This window comes from Lysobacter sp. GX 14042, from assembly GCF_021390425.1.
GTDB lineage: Bacteria > Pseudomonadota > Gammaproteobacteria > Xanthomonadales > Xanthomonadaceae > Novilysobacter.
The window spans coordinates 599,043-614,128 of sequence record NZ_JAJUWY010000002.1 but is presented as its reverse complement, the minus strand read 5'-3'; the positions used below and the strand labels follow the sequence as shown (position 1 = coordinate 614,128).

Here is a 15,086-nt window from a genome sequence, read left to right as displayed (position 1 = left end):
CCACGACGTTTCCTTCCTGTAAGAGTCCACACTCTCTTGGAACTCTAATGCGCACGAACTCCCCTGTCGCAAGGCTTACTGAAATAGCCTGTGGAGATTCTCCACGAAACGCGTATCCGTCCACGTAACCCGCATATCGGACGACACCTGAAATACGATCCTGCGTCTGTCCGTGGCTATCGAGTATCTGATACCCGATCAGTGCCATTAGCCCGAAGACGATGACTCCGAGCCAGAGCATCTTCTTGCCCGAAGTCAGAAGTAGGTAGCGGCGAGTCGAGAACAAGGCCTAACGCCGGAATTAAGCCGACCCGCGAAGCGGGTTCGGCTTGAATGACTTGTTAGGCCTGCTGCCAGATCTGTGCGGAACGGAACGCATAGAGGAATACCGTCAGATCAATGGGCAACACAAGAGCTGTGTTGACCAAATAGGCAGCAAGCCCAGCTCTTTTACCGTGCTCAGCCTGAAGTGAAGAGATGAAGCGCCCCGACCAAAGCAAGCTGCCAACACTTACCACGAAGAAAACTGCCCAGAACCATGGATGAAGAATGGGGCGCTGAACGATGTAGCCATAGCACGCTACGAACATAAGGCCGCTGGCGAGCGCAAGCGCCAGGCCACCATAGGTCTTCCTTGGGCCACGAAACTCTAGATCTGATCGGATAGAGCGGACACGCAGAACCAGCCCGTAGAGATAAAGGAGAAGAAAAAGTGAGGCGTAGATCGTGATGGCTATGCGCATTGCTGATTGCAGGCCTAACACCTAAGTTAAGCCGCGCCGCGCAGTGGAGCAAAGCACATGGCAAGCTCTTCCTGCCATGTGCTTTGCGTAACGAAGCGGTGTCGGCTTGAACGCATTGTTAGGCCCTTCCGCGACCATGGTTTCCCTGCTAGTTCTGGAGCTCTGCATAGCGGCTACGAGATGCCACCAGCAGAACGACCAAGGAAAAAGCCAAGCCAATTGCAACGAATGTCCAAGCTACATACCACGGCCAGACGATGCCTGGATAAAGCCACGTTGCTACCCAGGCGAGGCCAAACCACAGCGCGCACTTGAGCAAGGTCTTCACGAGCCCCCGGCGTGAGATTGCGCCGAGTTGCTCGGATGGTGCGACTACGAGCTGCTCGTGATCAGACATAAGGGCCTAACACCAGAGTTAAGCCGTGCCGCGAAGCGGCATCGGCTTGAATGAATCGTTAGGCGCGCGACCGACGCACCAGAAGCACTGCCGACGAGATTAGAGAAGTCACTGCGAGCAGGCCAAACGCCGCAAGCGCGAGGCCCAGCCCTGTACTGTCGACGCCTCGACACGCTCCAGCGATACAGAAGCTCTTGACCGCAAAGTAGAGCACGGCGGGGAAGCTAAACAGACCCACAAGGCCCGAACTGAACGCAACGCGCTGAAGCCAGTCTCGGGTGAGCCGGCCCAGGACTATCGCGACAAGATGAGTCAGTGCGATGAGTGCAGCCACTAGAATCCAGACCATTCAAAGCCTCTATGCCACTCGCGATTGCGGCCTAACGCTTGAGTTAAGCCGAGCCGCGAAGCGGCTTCGGCTTGAACGAATTGTTATACGTGACCGTCAAGGCCGCCACATGTCCATTGCGATCATGAGCGAATCGTTGGCCACGTTGAAGTTGTTGAGCTGATCTTGCAGGTGATATGCCCACTTGGGGCCATGAAAATAGTTGTTACGAAAGCGGTAGATGACAATGAACAAGGCAACCACCGAATCCACAGGACCAGGGTTGGCGCCAGATAGCACGGCCTTGACTAGATCAGGGCTGTCATTTGGCCGAAGGTTGAGGCTGTGGAAGTGGTGCGTGAAATTGCCCTGGGAGTAGTAACGATTCTTGATGTAGTCCAGTGCTGTGGAAAAGGCGGATGAGTTGAGCCTGCCCTGAGCATTGAGGTCGCGGATCCATGCGGCAACTGCATTGGACGAGCCGTTTGCGTGTAATGCCTCTGCCTCGAAGTAGCTCCACAACAGTGAGAAGTGCATTGGAGCGGCACGCTCCGGCTCTGTCAGGGCGCTAAAGCCCATAGCTTTTTGTTCCAGCCACCGGATTGCGTCCATCACGTATAACACCCAAGTTAAGCCGAGACGCGCAGTGGAGCAAAGCACATGGCAAGCTGCACCTGCCATGTGCTTTGCGGAACGAAGCGGATTCGGCTTGAACGAATTGTTAGGCCTCTCATAGTCCCTCGAGGAACGGGTACGAGAGGCCCGCAAGCAGATTAAAGGTAAGAAGGCCTAGTAGAACTGGCTTGTGAAGATTTTGGCTGTGCCTGATGCAAAAAAATAGCGTAATCACAGAAATTAGCAGAGCGAGGCCGATGAGCGGAGTGAGTGAGACTAGAGCGTATCCGCGTCCGCCTTCGAAGCTAGACATATCCCGCGTAAGAAAGTAGGAGAGGGGCACAGCTCCTAGCACCACTGCGAGAATCCCAAGCATCCAAAACGCGGGTGCGAAGATTGAAGGGTCTTGATGGTCGTTCACAACAGTCCTTGTTGGTGGATGGGCCTAACACCGGAATTAAGCCGACCCGCAACGCGAAGAACGGTAGAACGACGCGCTTGCCGGTGCGGTGATGTTGCCGAAGTCACGAAGCGGGTTCGGCTTGAATGACTAGTTAGGAGGCAAATGTAGCAGACCGCGATGACCTTGCCGCCGCGACGCCGTGGCCGAGTGACGATCCGAAAGCCGGCGAACCCCAAGCGCAAGTCCCTGCGACGTTTGGCCGATCCGAAGTCGGCGACGGCCGGGTCGCTACGACGTTGCTGCCGAAGCAAAACAGGCAGAGTTGCGAGCGCCCCGAGCGACGAGGCCACTGTAACTGCCGCAGCCGGCGAACCCACCGCGCACGCGATCTGCAATGTTGCCGAGGCGGCAAAACGCAACGACCCGGCGCAGTAGCCAACTTACAGAAACCACTGCCGCCTAACACTAAGTAGATACGAAAAATCCATGATAGCGCCGGGATGCACAGCGGCCGGGCTGCCTGCAAAACAGAAAAAACCTACCCCAGATCAGTGACTTGCCTGCTCCCGCTCCCCCGGGCTGGCTGCCACCCTGCAGGCAATTGTGGCGAATTTTGGGTGCTATGTCTTATCACCGGAAAAGTGGGGTGATATCAAGTCCAGCGGCTGCAGCCGGCCAAGGGGCTCCGCGGCTGCTGGACCAGGTCCGTGCCGCACTGCGCGTGCGCCACTACAGCATCCGCACCGAGCGCGCCTACCTGCAGTGGATCCGTAGGTTCATCGTGGCCAACGGCAAGCGGCATCCGCGGGACATGGGGCCCAGGGAAGTCGAGGCCTTTCTCTCCATGCTTGCGGTGAAGGGGAACGTCGCTGCCAGCACGCAGAACCAGGCGTTGTCGGCGCTCTTGTTCCTCTACCGCCAGGTGCTCGGCATCGAGTTGCCCTGGATGGACGAGGTCGTTCGCGCCAAGCGCCCCCAGCGCATCCCGGTGGTGCTGACGCGCGAAGAGGTCACGCGTTTGCTTGCGCTGATGGAGGGGCGCTACGGGTTGATGGAGTCCCTCCTTTACGGCACCGGCATGCGCCTGATGGAATGCGCCCGGCTGAGGGTCAAGGACGTGGACTTCGGCAGGAATGAAATCTGCGTGCGCAACGGCAAGGGTGGCAAGGATCGGAGGGTCCCGCTGCCCCGCAAGCTTGAGGAGTTGTTGCGGGCGCAAATCGCCAGGGTCGAGGTGATCCACGCGGAAGATCTTGCGGCAGGCCACGGGGAGGTCCACCTGCCCCACGCGCTTGCGCGCAAGTATCCGAACGCAGGGCGCGAGTTGGGCTGGCAGTATGTATTCCCCGCCAGGGGCAGGTCACGCAATCCGCGCACTGGCCTCACGGGGCGCCACCATCTGGACGAGGGAGGCCTGCAGCGGGCGGTAAAGGCTGCCCGCTTCCAGGCAGGTATCACCAAGCCCGCCACCTGCCACACCCTGCGCCATTCCTTTGCCACCCACCTGCTCGAAGCCGGCCACGACATCCGCACGGTTCAGGAGCTGCTGGGCCATAAGGACGTCGCTACCACGCAGATCTATACGCATGTGCTGGGGCGCGGCGCGGGCGCGGTCCTCAGTCCGCTGGACCGGGAATGAGCCAAGCCACCCCTCTGGCAGTTGGGTTCGATCTTTCTCGTGGTTGATGCGTCTGGACCAGCAGGTCCGGAGCACACCTCGAGGAGATATCCATGCAGCTTCATTCATTCCGCAACGGTGCCATCGGCATCGCGCTGGCCCTGTCCTTTTACCGTTCCGGCCCTGTTGGCAGCCGGCGATGCCGGTGCCGCCCCTGCCGGATCCTCGCAGCGCGCAGTACCAAGCCGTCCCCCGGTATTGGCTCCGGCGCCGGACCCGGACACCCAGTACTTGCTGCTGCGTATCCTGGATCGGCTCCGGGCGATGGAGGCTCGACTTACGCCCGGTACGGTCACCTTGTCGTCGGGGATCTTCTCGCTGCCAGCGAATGCGCGCTCCGTTGATTGGTAGTTGCTCAACAATGACACGACGCCACAAACCGTCACCGTGACCGTGTATGAGACGTGGATCGGGCGGGAGAAGGAGGTGGTGGCGCCTGGTCCCGTCACCGTCACGCTGGCACCGGGTCATACGACGCACAACGCGAACTCCGTTCCGACCATCTTCCAGGTGGGCCACAGTTACGAAGTCGTGGTGACCGGCGGCAGCCCCAAGGTCCTGCCAGTCGTGATGGTCTGGTCGGACATGGGCAACACTGTGATCCCCGGTACCCAGATCCACGCGGGGGAATGGATCCGGGTCGATTGAGCGCGATTGCCGGGGCGGTCAGCGTGGCAGGTATCTTCTGCCACGTTGGCCGGGACGTCTGGCCAACCAGACGGTTCAACTGATTCGCCGATATCCGCCGTCGACTCCCTCTGGCGACAACACCCACTGCCAAAGCTGGATGTTCCTGGCCCGGAACGCGCCCGCGCACGACAGCAGGTAATACCGCCACTTCCGCCGGAAGGTCTCACCCAACCGTTCGGCAAACCGCGGCCATGCGGCCTCGAAGTTGCTGTTCCAGGCCATCAGGGTGGGGTCGTAGTCGGCGCCGAAGTTGTGCAGGTCCTCGACGACGAACAGGCCGGCGCTCGCTTCGCCCACCTGGCCGATGGTGGGGAGTTCGCCGTTCGGGAAGATGTGCTTGTCGGTGAAGCGGTCGGTGACCGCGCTGCGCTGCAGTTTCCCGATGGTGTGCAGCAGGAACAGCCCGTCGTCGGCCAGGCAGCGGCGGGCCACCTGCATGTACTCGCGGTGGTTGCGCCCACCCACGTGCTCAAACATGCCCACGCTGACGATGCGGTCCACCTTGCCGCCAAGGTTGGACGGTTCCAGTTCGCGGTAGTCCTGCAGCCGGAACTCCAGCGGCAGGTCCCTGAAGCGGTCCGTGGCGTAGGTCGCCTGCTGCTTCGAAATGGTGACCCCGATGGCCTCGATGCCATGGTGCTTCGCGGCGTAGCCCATGAAGCTGCCCCAGCCGCAGCCGATGTCCAGCACCCGCATGCCCGGCTGCAGGCCGAGCTTGCGGCAGATCAGTTCGAGCTTGGCTTCCTGGGCGGCGGCGAGGTTGTCGGCGTCCTTCCAGTAGCCGCAGGAGTAGGCCATCCACGGGTCGAGCATGGCCTGGTAGAAGTCGTTGCCCAGGTCGTAGTGGGCGCGGCCGACCTCCCAGGCGCGGCTGCGGTTCTGGCGGTTGACCAGGCGGGCCTGCAGGGACAGCCAGGCCAGGCGGGCGGGCTGGACTTCGCGGTCGACGTGGGCGCGCAGCAGGCGGTCGAAGAACAGGTCCAGCCGGTCGCAATCCCAGGCGCCGGCCATGTAGGACTCGCCCAGGCCGAGGTTGCCTTCGGCGATCGCGCGGTCGAGCGCCTGCGGGTCGTGCAGGCGCAGGTCCCAGGGGCGGTCGCCGTTGATGCGGATGCCGGCGCGCTCGAGCAGTTCGGCCGCGAGGCGCTGCGGCGCGGTGTCCAGCGGCAGCGGCGGGCGCTCTTCGCCGGAGGGTGGAGCGCCCTGCCGGGGCAGGGCCGTAGTGGATTGCGGCGGTGTCATGCGCGTTCCCTCCAGCTGGGTCGCGGCATGTGCGGGCCGCGGCGGTCCCGCGACTGCTCCGCCGCCGCTCCATCCTAGCGCTGCCCGCGGAAGGTTGCAGGTCCGCTCAATCCTCCGGCATCGCCTCGTCATCCGGCCGCGCGGCCTCGGGGCTGACCTTCTCGATGCTGTGGCGCAGCTCGCGGCCGAGGATGAACTTGGCGTCGCGGGCCCAGCCTTCCAGCTCGCGGTCGAAGGCCAGCTTGCCGTTCTCGTCCAGTTTCACCAGGCCCAGTTCGCGCAGCTTCTGGATGAAGCCGCGGAACAGGGTCTTGTCGAAGAACTCCGGGGCGGCCGGGGCGTAGAGCAGGCTCAGGCGCTGGGCGGCGAGCTGGCACAGGCTTTCCAGCTGGCCGCTGGACAGGGTGCCGCTGCCGTTCTTCACCAGCACCGAAACGGTGATGTAGTAGCGCTCGAAGGCCTGTTGCAGCGAGTGGCCGATCGCGCGCAGGCGGAACACCTCGTCGGACTGGCCGGCGGCGCGGGTGAGCACGGAGGGGTCGTCGGCATTGCGGTCGAGCAGGCCCTCGCGCACGAAGATGTCGATGGTCGCGTCCAGCCGCTGCTCGAACTCCTCCGCGTTCCAACGGATGAACAGCTCCTTGCGCAGGAACGGGTACACCGTCCGGCCCAGCCGCCGCACGGTGTCCACCGACATGCGGCGGTTGTGCTGGAAGCAGCAGGCCACCCAGCCGGCGGCGGTGAACAGGTGCAGGACGTTGTTGCGGTAATAGCTCAGCAGCACCGCGGTGTCGCCGCCCACGTGCAGTACGTCGCCCAGTGGGTGGACCGTGCGGGTGAGCATGCCGATCTCCTCGCCGTGGGCGATGATCTGCCCGGGCGTATGCGGGGTCACGGTGACCCGGTCGGAGTACGGCAGCTCGGCCAGCAGGGTCTTGGACAGGGTGATCTGCGCGGTGAGGTCGGCCACGCTCATGGCGTGCTTGGGCGTGGACAGCAGGGCCAGCGCCAGCAGGTTGACCGGGTTCACGTCGGCGGCGCGGTTGATGTTGACCTGGATCTGCCCGGCCAGTTCCTCCACCGTCCCCGACAGCCAGGACGGGCGCTCATCGTCGGACAGCGGCCGCCCGTCCCATTCGGGAGCGCGCGCGGCCAGCACCTCGCCCAGGCGGATCGGTTCGCCGAAATTCACCACCACCTGGCCGTAGTTGGAGCGCAGGACCTTCGGTATCGAGCTGAGCAGCTGCCAGATCGATTCCTTTTCCTTGGGCTTGCCGGACAGCTCGTCCAGGTAGCTGTCGCCTTCCATCAGCTTCTCGTAGCCGATGTAGACCGGCTGGAACAGCACCGGGCGGGTCGGCTGGCGCAGGTAGGCCCGCACGGTCATGGCGATCATCCCGCCCTTGGGCGGCAGCAGCCGGCCGGTGCGCGAGCGCCCGCCTTCGACGAAGTACTCGATCGAGTAGCCACCGGCTACCAGTTGCGCCACGTACTCGCCCAGCACCGCCGAGTACAGCGCGCTGCCGCGGATGCTGCGGCGGATGAAGAACGCTCCGCCTTTGCGCAGCAGGGTGCCGATCACCGGCAGGTTGAGGTTGATGCCGGCCACGATGTGCGGCGGAACGATGCCGCGGGTGTACAGCAGGTAGCTCAGCAGCAGGTAATCCATGTGGCTGCGGTGGCTGGGCACGTAGACCACCTCGTGCCCGGGCGCGGCCTGCTTGAGCTTGTCGAGGTGGTGGACCAGCACCCCGCGGTAGATCCGGTTCCAGACGAAGGTCAGCAGGAAGCTGGCCGAGCGCACCACCGGGTGCGAGTAGTCGGCGGCGATCTCGTAGGCGTAGCCGTAGGCCTTCTTCCAGGCGTCTTCCAGGCTGGAGTTGTCGCGCCGGGCCTGGTCGGCGATGGCGTCCTTCACCGCCGGCACGGCCAGCACCCGGTCGATCAGCAGCCGGCGGGTGGACAGGTCCGGGCCGATCACCGCCGCGCGGATGCGGCGGAAGTGCGCACGCAGCACGCGGGAGATCTTGCGCACCGTGCGCTCGGGCGGCAGCTCCTCGGCCAGTACCTGGCGCAGGCTGATCGGCTGGGCGAAGCGCACGGTGGTGTCGCGCCCGTTGAGGGCGATCGCCAGCAGCCGGCGGAAGCGGCCGACCAGTGCCCAGTTCTCCGAGAACAGCACGCTGAACCAGCTGCTGTTCTTGTCCGGCGCGCGGCCGACGAAGATCGACACCGGCACCAGTTGCACGTCCAGACGCGGGTCGGCGCGGTGGGCCTCGAGCAGGGTGGCCAGCGAGGCGGAATGGGTCTTCGATACCGCCGGGCGGCCCAGCGGCTGCTGCAGCGGGCCCAGGGTGCTGACGTTGCGGCGCGACAGCGCCAGGTAGCCGCGGCGGCCCAGCAGATCGCCAGGCAGCGGCTGTAGCGGCGCTGGCAGCCCGGCCTCGTGGCAGGCGCGGTCCAGGATCAGGATGTTCGACAGCCCGTAGTCCTCGAGGACGTAGCAGACCTCGCGATCACCGATCTCGTCCAGGTGGGCGGCCACGTCGGGGGGCTCGATGCTCAGCGAGATCCACGGCGCGAGCACGCGGCCGAGCAGTCGCGCCCACCACGGCCGGCGCTGTCCGGGGCGGCGCGCGGCCGCGGGCGGCGCGGGGTCGCGGTCGGGCGGGGGGAAGGGCAGGTCGTTCTGGTCGGCCATCGGCCGCATTATGCCGGCTGCGGCGGTGGCGCCGCCGTGCCCAGTGCGGCCTCCAGCCGCTCCAGGGTGCGCGCGGGGTACCACTGTCCTTCGCGACGCTCCATCAGCAGCACCGCCCGTACCGTGTGGCCGCCCAGTTCGTACTCCAGACCGACCTTCGCACGCTCGCCGGTCTGCTCCACCAGTTGCAACCGCACGCTGTCCAGGGCGGCATCCGCGTCCAGCCCGTACAGCTCCAGGACCTGCTTGAAGCGGCCCATGAGCGGCCCCAGCCGCTCCAGGCTGCGCTCCATGCCGGTGCGGCGCAGGGCGTCGGGAGCGGCCAGGCCGGTGGTCCGGGCGGCGCCCACCAGCTGCGGCAGGGCCTCGCGCGCCAGCGCCGGGTCACCCAGCGGCGCACTGCGGCCCCAGTCGGCCAGCGCCGTCACCATTTGGGTGTAATGGCTGCGTTGTTCGACGCTGTAGTCCTCGGCGGAGGCGACGTACTGGGTGGCGAACAGGCCCAGGGTGGCGGCCGCGGTGCGCAGTTCGCGGTGGGCCCCGGCGAACTGCCGGTTGTAGCCGGCCAGCAGGGTCTTTTCCGACTGTGGCGCGGCGAGGGTGGCGAGCAGTGCCGGCAGGTGCTCGTCCAGCGGCAGTGCACTCAGCGGCCAGGTGCTGGTGCCGGCGGCCCAGGCCTCGGCGGCCTGGCGGTGCAGCGCGGGCGGCACCGAGTGGCGCGCATAGGCGGCCGGATCGTTGCGCCGCAGGTCGTCGACCAGCCGGGTGACCGCCTCGACCGGCGTGCCGGCGGTCTCGATGGCCGGGGACTCGGCGTTCCGGCAGGACGCCAGCACCAGCGCGAAGGCGGCGGCGAGCAGCAGCGGCGCGAGGTGGCGTAGCGGAGCCAGGGACATGCGTTGCCGGCTTTCTCCTGACGGAAAAGAAAAAAGGAGGCCTGGAGGCCTCCTTGAAACCGGCCGTGGCCGGAACGACATGGCGCCGGCCAAATGGCCGGACGCCGGCAGCTTAGCCGCTGCCCGATGCTGACGCAATGCGTGCGGATTGGCGTTCAAGTGCTTGATGCACCGTGGCGCTCAACGCGCCGGCCGGAGCGCACGGAGCTTGGCTGCGCGCTGCGCCTGCGGCGGCAGGCTCCAGTCGTTGCCGAACACCGCCGGCTGCCAGTCCCCATAGGTCGGGTTGGGCAGCATCCACCAGCGCTCGCCGAACCAGTCGCCGTGCTCGCTCATCAGCCGGTCACGGCCCGGCGGAGTGTTGTCGGACACCTCGACGAAATCGCCCAGCTGGTCACCGAACTGCATCAGCACCCGGTGGCTGCGGCCGACCAGCTGGCGGCGGCATTGCTTGTCGCCCGACGAGGCTTGGGTGCAGCCCGGCACTTCGGCGCCCTTGCCCAGGAACACGTGTTCGCCCGCCACCGGCAGGCCGACCTTGCGCAGGTTGGCCAGGCTGGGTGCCTGCTGCGCCTCGGTCCGGTTGCTCAGGTAGAAGACGGTGACCCCGCGCGCCTGCGCCGCGCGGGTGAATTCGAGCACTCCGGGGATTGCGTCCGCCTTGCCTTCATCGACCCATGCCGCCCAGGTGCCGCTGTCGTAAGTGGTGCCGTCGAGCACCATCCGGGCCTGGTAGGGCGAGTTGTCGAGTACGGTTTCGTCGATGTCGACGATCACCGCCGGCGGCAGGTCCGCCGGTGGGTTGGCCCGTTCGGACGGGACCAGCGCATCCCAGTGCGGATCGGCCAGGGCCCGGTCCAGCTGCAGCAGCGCCGCCCGCCAGGTCTGGATCGAGGCGGCGCGGTATTCCTGCGAGGCCTGCATCCACAGCACGGCGTTGAGATTGTCGTCGGCCTGTGCGCCCGGGCTCGCAAGCCGGGCGGGCTGGTGGACGCAGCCGGCGAGGACGAGGACGGAGGCGAGCAGCAGGGAGCGTGGCAAGGTCGGGTGCATCGGGGAACTCGGGTCGCGGGACTCGGCGCAGTCTAGCCATTACCGCGATGCGGCCCAAAACAGCGCGACCGCCGGGGAGGCGGCCGCGCGTGCCGGGAGGGCGGATGGCATCGGTCACCCGCCGCCCGCGCAGGTCAGAAGGTGATGCTCCAGCTGTTGATGTAGCCGGTATCCCCGCTGTAGTGATCGCGCACCCGCAAGCGCCAGGTGCCGTTGATCTGCTCACTGGACAGGTTGAGGTTGGCGTAGCCGATCACGTTGTCGGCGCTGTCGCTGCCGTTGGCGCTCTTGATCCGGTAGGTGGAGCCGTCCGGTGCGACCAGGTCGACCTGCAGGTCGCCGCGGTAGCTGTGCCGGATGTCCACGTCCACCCGGGTCGGGTTGGGTGCGTTGCCGCTGCGGCCGGAGATGCTGATCGGGCTGTCGACCGTGCCGGGACTCGGGATCGCGTAGTCGCCGCCGTTGCTGTAGGTCTGCGTGCCGCCGCCCGGATCGCCGGGCTGGCCGGGGCCACCCGGGTTGCCGCCGCCGGCGACCGCGGCGACTGCCGCGTTCGCATCGACGATGCCCGCCCCGCAGCCGCTCGAGCAGCTGCCGGGCAGCGACCTCGCGGTGCTCTTGAGCGTCTGCTCGACCTGCGCCGGGGTCAGCCCGCCACCGGCGGCGGCCTGCATCAGCGCGACCACGCCGGCCACGTGCGGCGCCGCCATCGAGGTGCCGGACATCAGGCTGTAGCCCTCGGCCGAGGGGGTGGTGCTGCCGGTGTTGATGGTCGAGGCGATGTCGCTGCCGGGTGCCGAGACATCGATCAGGCTGCCGTAGTTGGAAAAGCTCGAGCGCGCGCCCTGGCGGGTGGTGGAGGCCACGGAGACCACGTTGGAGCAGTTGCCGGGGTTGAAGCCGCTGACGTTGGCATTGGAATTGCCGGCCGCCACGACGACCGTGGTGCCGCGGTTGACCGCCGAATTGATCGCGCTCTGGTAGGTCGACGAACAGCTGCCGCTGCCGCCCAGGCTCATGTTGATGACCTCGGCGGGATTGGCATTGGCCGGCACGCCGGAGACGCTGCCGCCGGCGGCCCAGACGATGCCGTCGGCAATGTCCGACAGGTAGCCGCCGCCCCGGCCCAGTACGCGCACCGGCACCACCCTGGCGCCATGCGCGACGCCGGCCACGCCCTTGTTGTTGTTGGTGACCGCGGCGATGGTGCCGGCCACGTGGGTGCCGTGCCAGCTGGAGCTGTCGCCGCCGTAGTAGTCGCCCGGGTCGCTGGGGTCGGAGTCGCGGCCGTTGCCGTCGCCTGCCACCGTCGCGTCGCTGATGAAGTCGTAGCCGGGCAGGATGTTGGCGTTGAGGTCGCTGTGGTTGGTGATGCCGGTGTCGAGCACGGCCACCACCACGCCGGCGCCAGTGGTCCGGTCCCATGCCTGGTTGGCGCGGATGCCCCCGGTGGATTCGAAGTAGTGCCACTGGTTGCTGGTGTAGTAGGTGTCGTTCGGGGTCAACGCCGGGTACATCTTCTGGTCGACCTCGACGTACTCCACCGCGGGGTCGGCGGCCAGCCGGCGCATCAGTGCCTCGGCATCGGCGCGGTCGAGCTTGCGTGCGGTCTGCAGCACCTCCGCCCCGGTGGCGGTCCGGCGGAGCTTCTGCAGGCCCAGTGCCGACCCCTGAAGGGAGGCGCGCCCGGCAGTCTGCAGCGACTGTTGCAGCGCGCTGTCACTGCTGCGCTGGGGGCTGCCCTCGCGGTACTTGACGATGAAACGGTCGTGGCTCTCGCCCGATTCCAGGCTCGAGGTATTGATCACCGCATCGCCCGCGGCGGATGCGGTTGTGGCGGCCACGGCGAGCACGGCAGCGGTGGCGACGGCGAGCGCCGTACGGCGCAGGGAACGACGGTCAGCTGTGGACATGCGGATACCTGCTGTTGAAGGGCCAGCCCGACAGTCAAGGGACCGCCGGGAGCCCGAGCATCCGCCATTCGGCTGACGTTCAGCGTCAAAGATGGGTCAAATTTGTCACGGGAAAGTCATGAACTGTGCCGCGTGTCACTGCCGTGCCGGAGTGGCGGGCCGGCTCAGCCGTGCGGCCGCATGTCCGCCGGCCGAAGGGCGGGTGCCGCTGGCGGTGCCAGGGGGCGCGGTGCGGGCTGGCCGGCCTGGACGGTCGGTGCTGCCGTATCGAGCAATCCGTAGGGTCCGCCCACCAGCACGCCGGTGGGCGGCGGGTAGCTCGGGGCGGTCCAGCTGCCCGCGCGCGGGGTCATGACGCCACCTCCCCGAACGGCGGATCCGGCACCAGCATCATGCGCGGGCGCTGGTAGCTCCAGGCGCTGTACGCGGACTCCACCACCCGGGTCCAGGTGCCCAGGTGGCCGTAGTTGCGCTCCCAGCATTGCGACAGGGTCGGTTCGATCTCCGCCCAGGGGCGCGCACCGAAATAGGCCCGGGCTTCGATGCCGAGGGTGCAGGCTGCGGCCATCGCGGCACCGTCGCGGCCCTCCGCATCAGGGGAGTGACGAGGCTGTCCTTTCATCACGCGGCTCCTGTCGCGACCGGGCCGATGAGTGTCGGCCCGAAGGCATTAAGCCGCGGTCAATTCGGCGTTCGCGTGGCATCGGGAGTCGCTGTGGCGGCGGTGCGGGTGTCGGCCAGGTCGCCGGCGATCGCCGCCAGCAGGTCGTTGGCGGTGAACAGGCCGGCCACCCTGTCGTCCGCATCACAGACCACCGCCAGCGGGATCGGATGCCCGCGCACCAGCTCCAGTGCCTGCAGTGCGGTCGTGGCCTCCGGGACCCGCAGCGGCTGGCGCATGGCGCGATCGAGCACGCTGCCACCGTCCTCGAGCAGTGCCGCCAGCAGGTCGCGTGACTGCACCACGCCCCTGAGGTTGTCCAGCGCGCCCTCGGATACCAGCATGCGCGTATGGCTGGTCGAGGCCAGCACTTCGCGGGCGTGGTCGCGTCCCGCGGCCGCGTCGATCCACACCACCCTGTCGCGCGGCACCATCAGGCTGGTCACCGGTCGCTCGGCCAGGCGCAGCACCCCGCGGATCATGTCCTGCTCGGCCGGGTACAGGCCGGTGGCCGGTGCCTGGCCGGCCAGGCGGTCGCCGGGGGTGACCGCCGGTCCGGGCGCATTGCCGGCATCCTCGCCGCCGAGCAGGCGCATCACCGCGTCGGTGGTCCGTTGCCGCGCCGGTATCCCGCCCACGGCCTTGGCCTGCTTGCGCCTGGCCCACTGGTTCAGCGTCTCGATCAGGATCGAAAAGCCGATCGCCGCATACAGGTAGCCCTTGGGGATGTGGAAGCCCAGGCCGTCGGCGACCAGGCTGAACCCGATCACCAGCAGGAATCCCAGCGCGAGCACCACCACCGTGGGGTGGCTGTTGACGAAGGTGGTGAGGGGCTTGCTGGCCACCAGCATCAGCATCACCGCGACGATCACCGCGGCCATCATCACCGGCAGGTCGTTGACCATGCCGACGGCGGTGATGACCGAGTCCAGCGAGAACACCAGGTCCAGGGCAACGATCTGCACGACCGCCATGCCGAAGCCGGCGTACGCCGGGTTGGCGCCGGACCCGTTTTCGCCGCCCTCCAGGTGGGCGTGGAGCTCGGTGGTCGCCTTGTAGAGCAGGAACAGGCCACCGCCCAGCAGGATCAGGTCGCGCCCGGAAAATCCCCGGTCGAAGACCGTGACCAGCGGCCGGGTCAGTCCCATGATCCACGACAGCACGGCCAGCAACGCCAGGCGCATGCCCAGTGCCAGGCTCAGGCCGAGCACCCGCGCCTTGTCCCGGTGCTCCGGCGGCAGCTTGCCGACCAGGATCGCGATGAACACCAGGTTGTCGATGCCGAGCACCAGCTCGAGCACGACCAGGGTCAGGAACCCCGCCCATATGGCGGGATCGGCCAACAGCTCCATGGACAGCACCCTCGGCAGCGAAGCGGCGAGTGTCGCGCCGGGGCTGTTCAGGTGCCGTGGTGACGTTCGGCCGGGTCAGTGCGCCGGCGGCGCCGCCAGCTCCCGCGCGTCCAGCTGGCCGTCCCCATTGCGGTCCTGGCGGGCGAAACCCGCAGCCAGCGCGGCCTGGTGCCGCTCGCGGGTGACCGGCGCGCCACGCCCGCCCGGCAACTCGTCGCCGCGCAGGACACCGTCGCCGTCGGCGTCCATCCTGTCGAACGCATAGCCCATCCATTGCTGGTACTCGGCCAGCGAGACCCGGCCGTCACCATCGGCGTCCATGCGCGCCAGGTAGCCCGCGCTGTCGCCGACCTGCGCCGCCAGCGGAAGGCTGGCGCAGGCCAGGCAGGCCGCCGCGAGCAGCGCGGGAACGGG

Annotated in this window: 13 protein-coding genes; 2 read left to right on the top strand and 11 right to left on the bottom strand. The window is 66.9% G+C overall.

Annotated elements, in window-relative coordinates; genetic code table 11:
* Window positions 1–341: 341 nt before the first annotated feature.
* Window positions 342–743, bottom strand: coding sequence for a hypothetical protein (locus tag LY625_RS06225; RefSeq protein WP_096009710.1), 402 nt, complete (start codon window positions 741–743; stop codon window positions 342–344).
* 842 nt (window positions 744–1,585) lie between these two features.
* On the bottom strand, window positions 1,586–2,080 hold the full coding sequence (locus tag LY625_RS06220; protein ID WP_233738317.1) for a hypothetical protein: 495 nt from the start codon (window positions 2,078–2,080) through the stop codon (window positions 1,586–1,588).
* Between the two features lie 1,028 nt (window positions 2,081–3,108).
* On the opposite strand from LY625_RS06220, the gene LY625_RS06215 reads away from it, so the two are divergent.
* On the top strand, window positions 3,109–4,125 hold the full coding sequence (locus tag LY625_RS06215) for an integron integrase (RefSeq protein ID WP_233738316.1): 1,017 nt from the start codon (window positions 3,109–3,111) through the stop codon (window positions 4,123–4,125).
* 390 nt (window positions 4,126–4,515) lie between these two features.
* Entirely contained in the window at window positions 4,516–4,812 is a 297-nt protein-coding gene (locus tag LY625_RS06210) for a hypothetical protein (protein WP_233738315.1), read from the top strand.
* 75 nt (window positions 4,813–4,887) lie between these two features.
* Here LY625_RS06210 and cfa read toward each other — a convergent pair whose 3' ends face one another.
* From cfa to LY625_RS06165, 9 genes are all read right to left on the bottom strand, one after another.
* Window positions 4,888–6,096 carry a cyclopropane fatty acyl phospholipid synthase gene (cfa, locus tag LY625_RS06205; RefSeq protein ID WP_233738314.1) on the bottom strand — a complete coding sequence of 403 codons (1,209 nt, stop codon included), beginning with the start codon at window positions 6,094–6,096 and terminating at the stop codon, window positions 4,888–4,890.
* Between the two features lie 106 nt (window positions 6,097–6,202).
* The gene (gene plsB / locus LY625_RS06200) at window positions 6,203–8,806 is read right to left on the bottom strand and encodes a glycerol-3-phosphate 1-O-acyltransferase PlsB (RefSeq protein WP_233738313.1); all 2,604 of its coding nucleotides are present in this window, start codon (window positions 8,804–8,806) and stop codon (window positions 6,203–6,205) included.
* Window positions 8,806–9,693 carry a hypothetical protein gene (locus LY625_RS06195; RefSeq protein ID WP_233738312.1) on the bottom strand — a complete coding sequence of 296 codons (888 nt, stop codon included), beginning with the start codon at window positions 9,691–9,693 and terminating at the stop codon, window positions 8,806–8,808. The genes plsB and LY625_RS06195 overlap by 1 nt, the downstream gene beginning before the upstream one ends.
* Before the next feature lie 180 nt (window positions 9,694–9,873).
* Complete coding sequence (locus tag LY625_RS06190) at window positions 9,874–10,746, bottom strand: 5'-nucleotidase, lipoprotein e(P4) family (protein WP_233738311.1); 873 nt, start codon at window positions 10,744–10,746, stop codon at window positions 9,874–9,876.
* A gap of 134 nt (window positions 10,747–10,880) precedes the next feature.
* The gene (locus LY625_RS06185; protein WP_233738310.1) at window positions 10,881–12,659 is read right to left on the bottom strand and encodes a S8 family serine peptidase; all 1,779 of its coding nucleotides are present in this window, start codon (window positions 12,657–12,659) and stop codon (window positions 10,881–10,883) included.
* Between the two features lie 164 nt (window positions 12,660–12,823).
* Window positions 12,824–13,012: a hypothetical protein gene (locus tag LY625_RS06180; RefSeq protein WP_233738309.1), complete on the bottom strand. Its 189-nt coding sequence runs from the start codon at window positions 13,010–13,012 to the stop codon at window positions 12,824–12,826.
* Window positions 13,009–13,281: a hypothetical protein gene (locus LY625_RS06175; RefSeq protein ID WP_233738308.1), complete on the bottom strand. Its 273-nt coding sequence runs from the start codon at window positions 13,279–13,281 to the stop codon at window positions 13,009–13,011. The genes LY625_RS06180 and LY625_RS06175 overlap by 4 nt, the downstream gene beginning before the upstream one ends.
* Window positions 13,282–13,340: 59 nt before the next feature.
* Window positions 13,341–14,672 (bottom strand): CBS domain-containing protein, encoded by a 1,332-nt coding sequence (locus tag LY625_RS06170; RefSeq protein WP_233738307.1) that lies wholly within the window; start codon window positions 14,670–14,672, stop codon window positions 13,341–13,343.
* Between the two features lie 75 nt (window positions 14,673–14,747).
* Window positions 14,748–15,074 carry a hypothetical protein gene (locus LY625_RS06165; RefSeq protein ID WP_233738353.1) on the bottom strand — a complete coding sequence of 109 codons (327 nt, stop codon included), beginning with the start codon at window positions 15,072–15,074 and terminating at the stop codon, window positions 14,748–14,750.
* Between the last annotated feature and the right edge of the window lie 12 nt (window positions 15,075–15,086).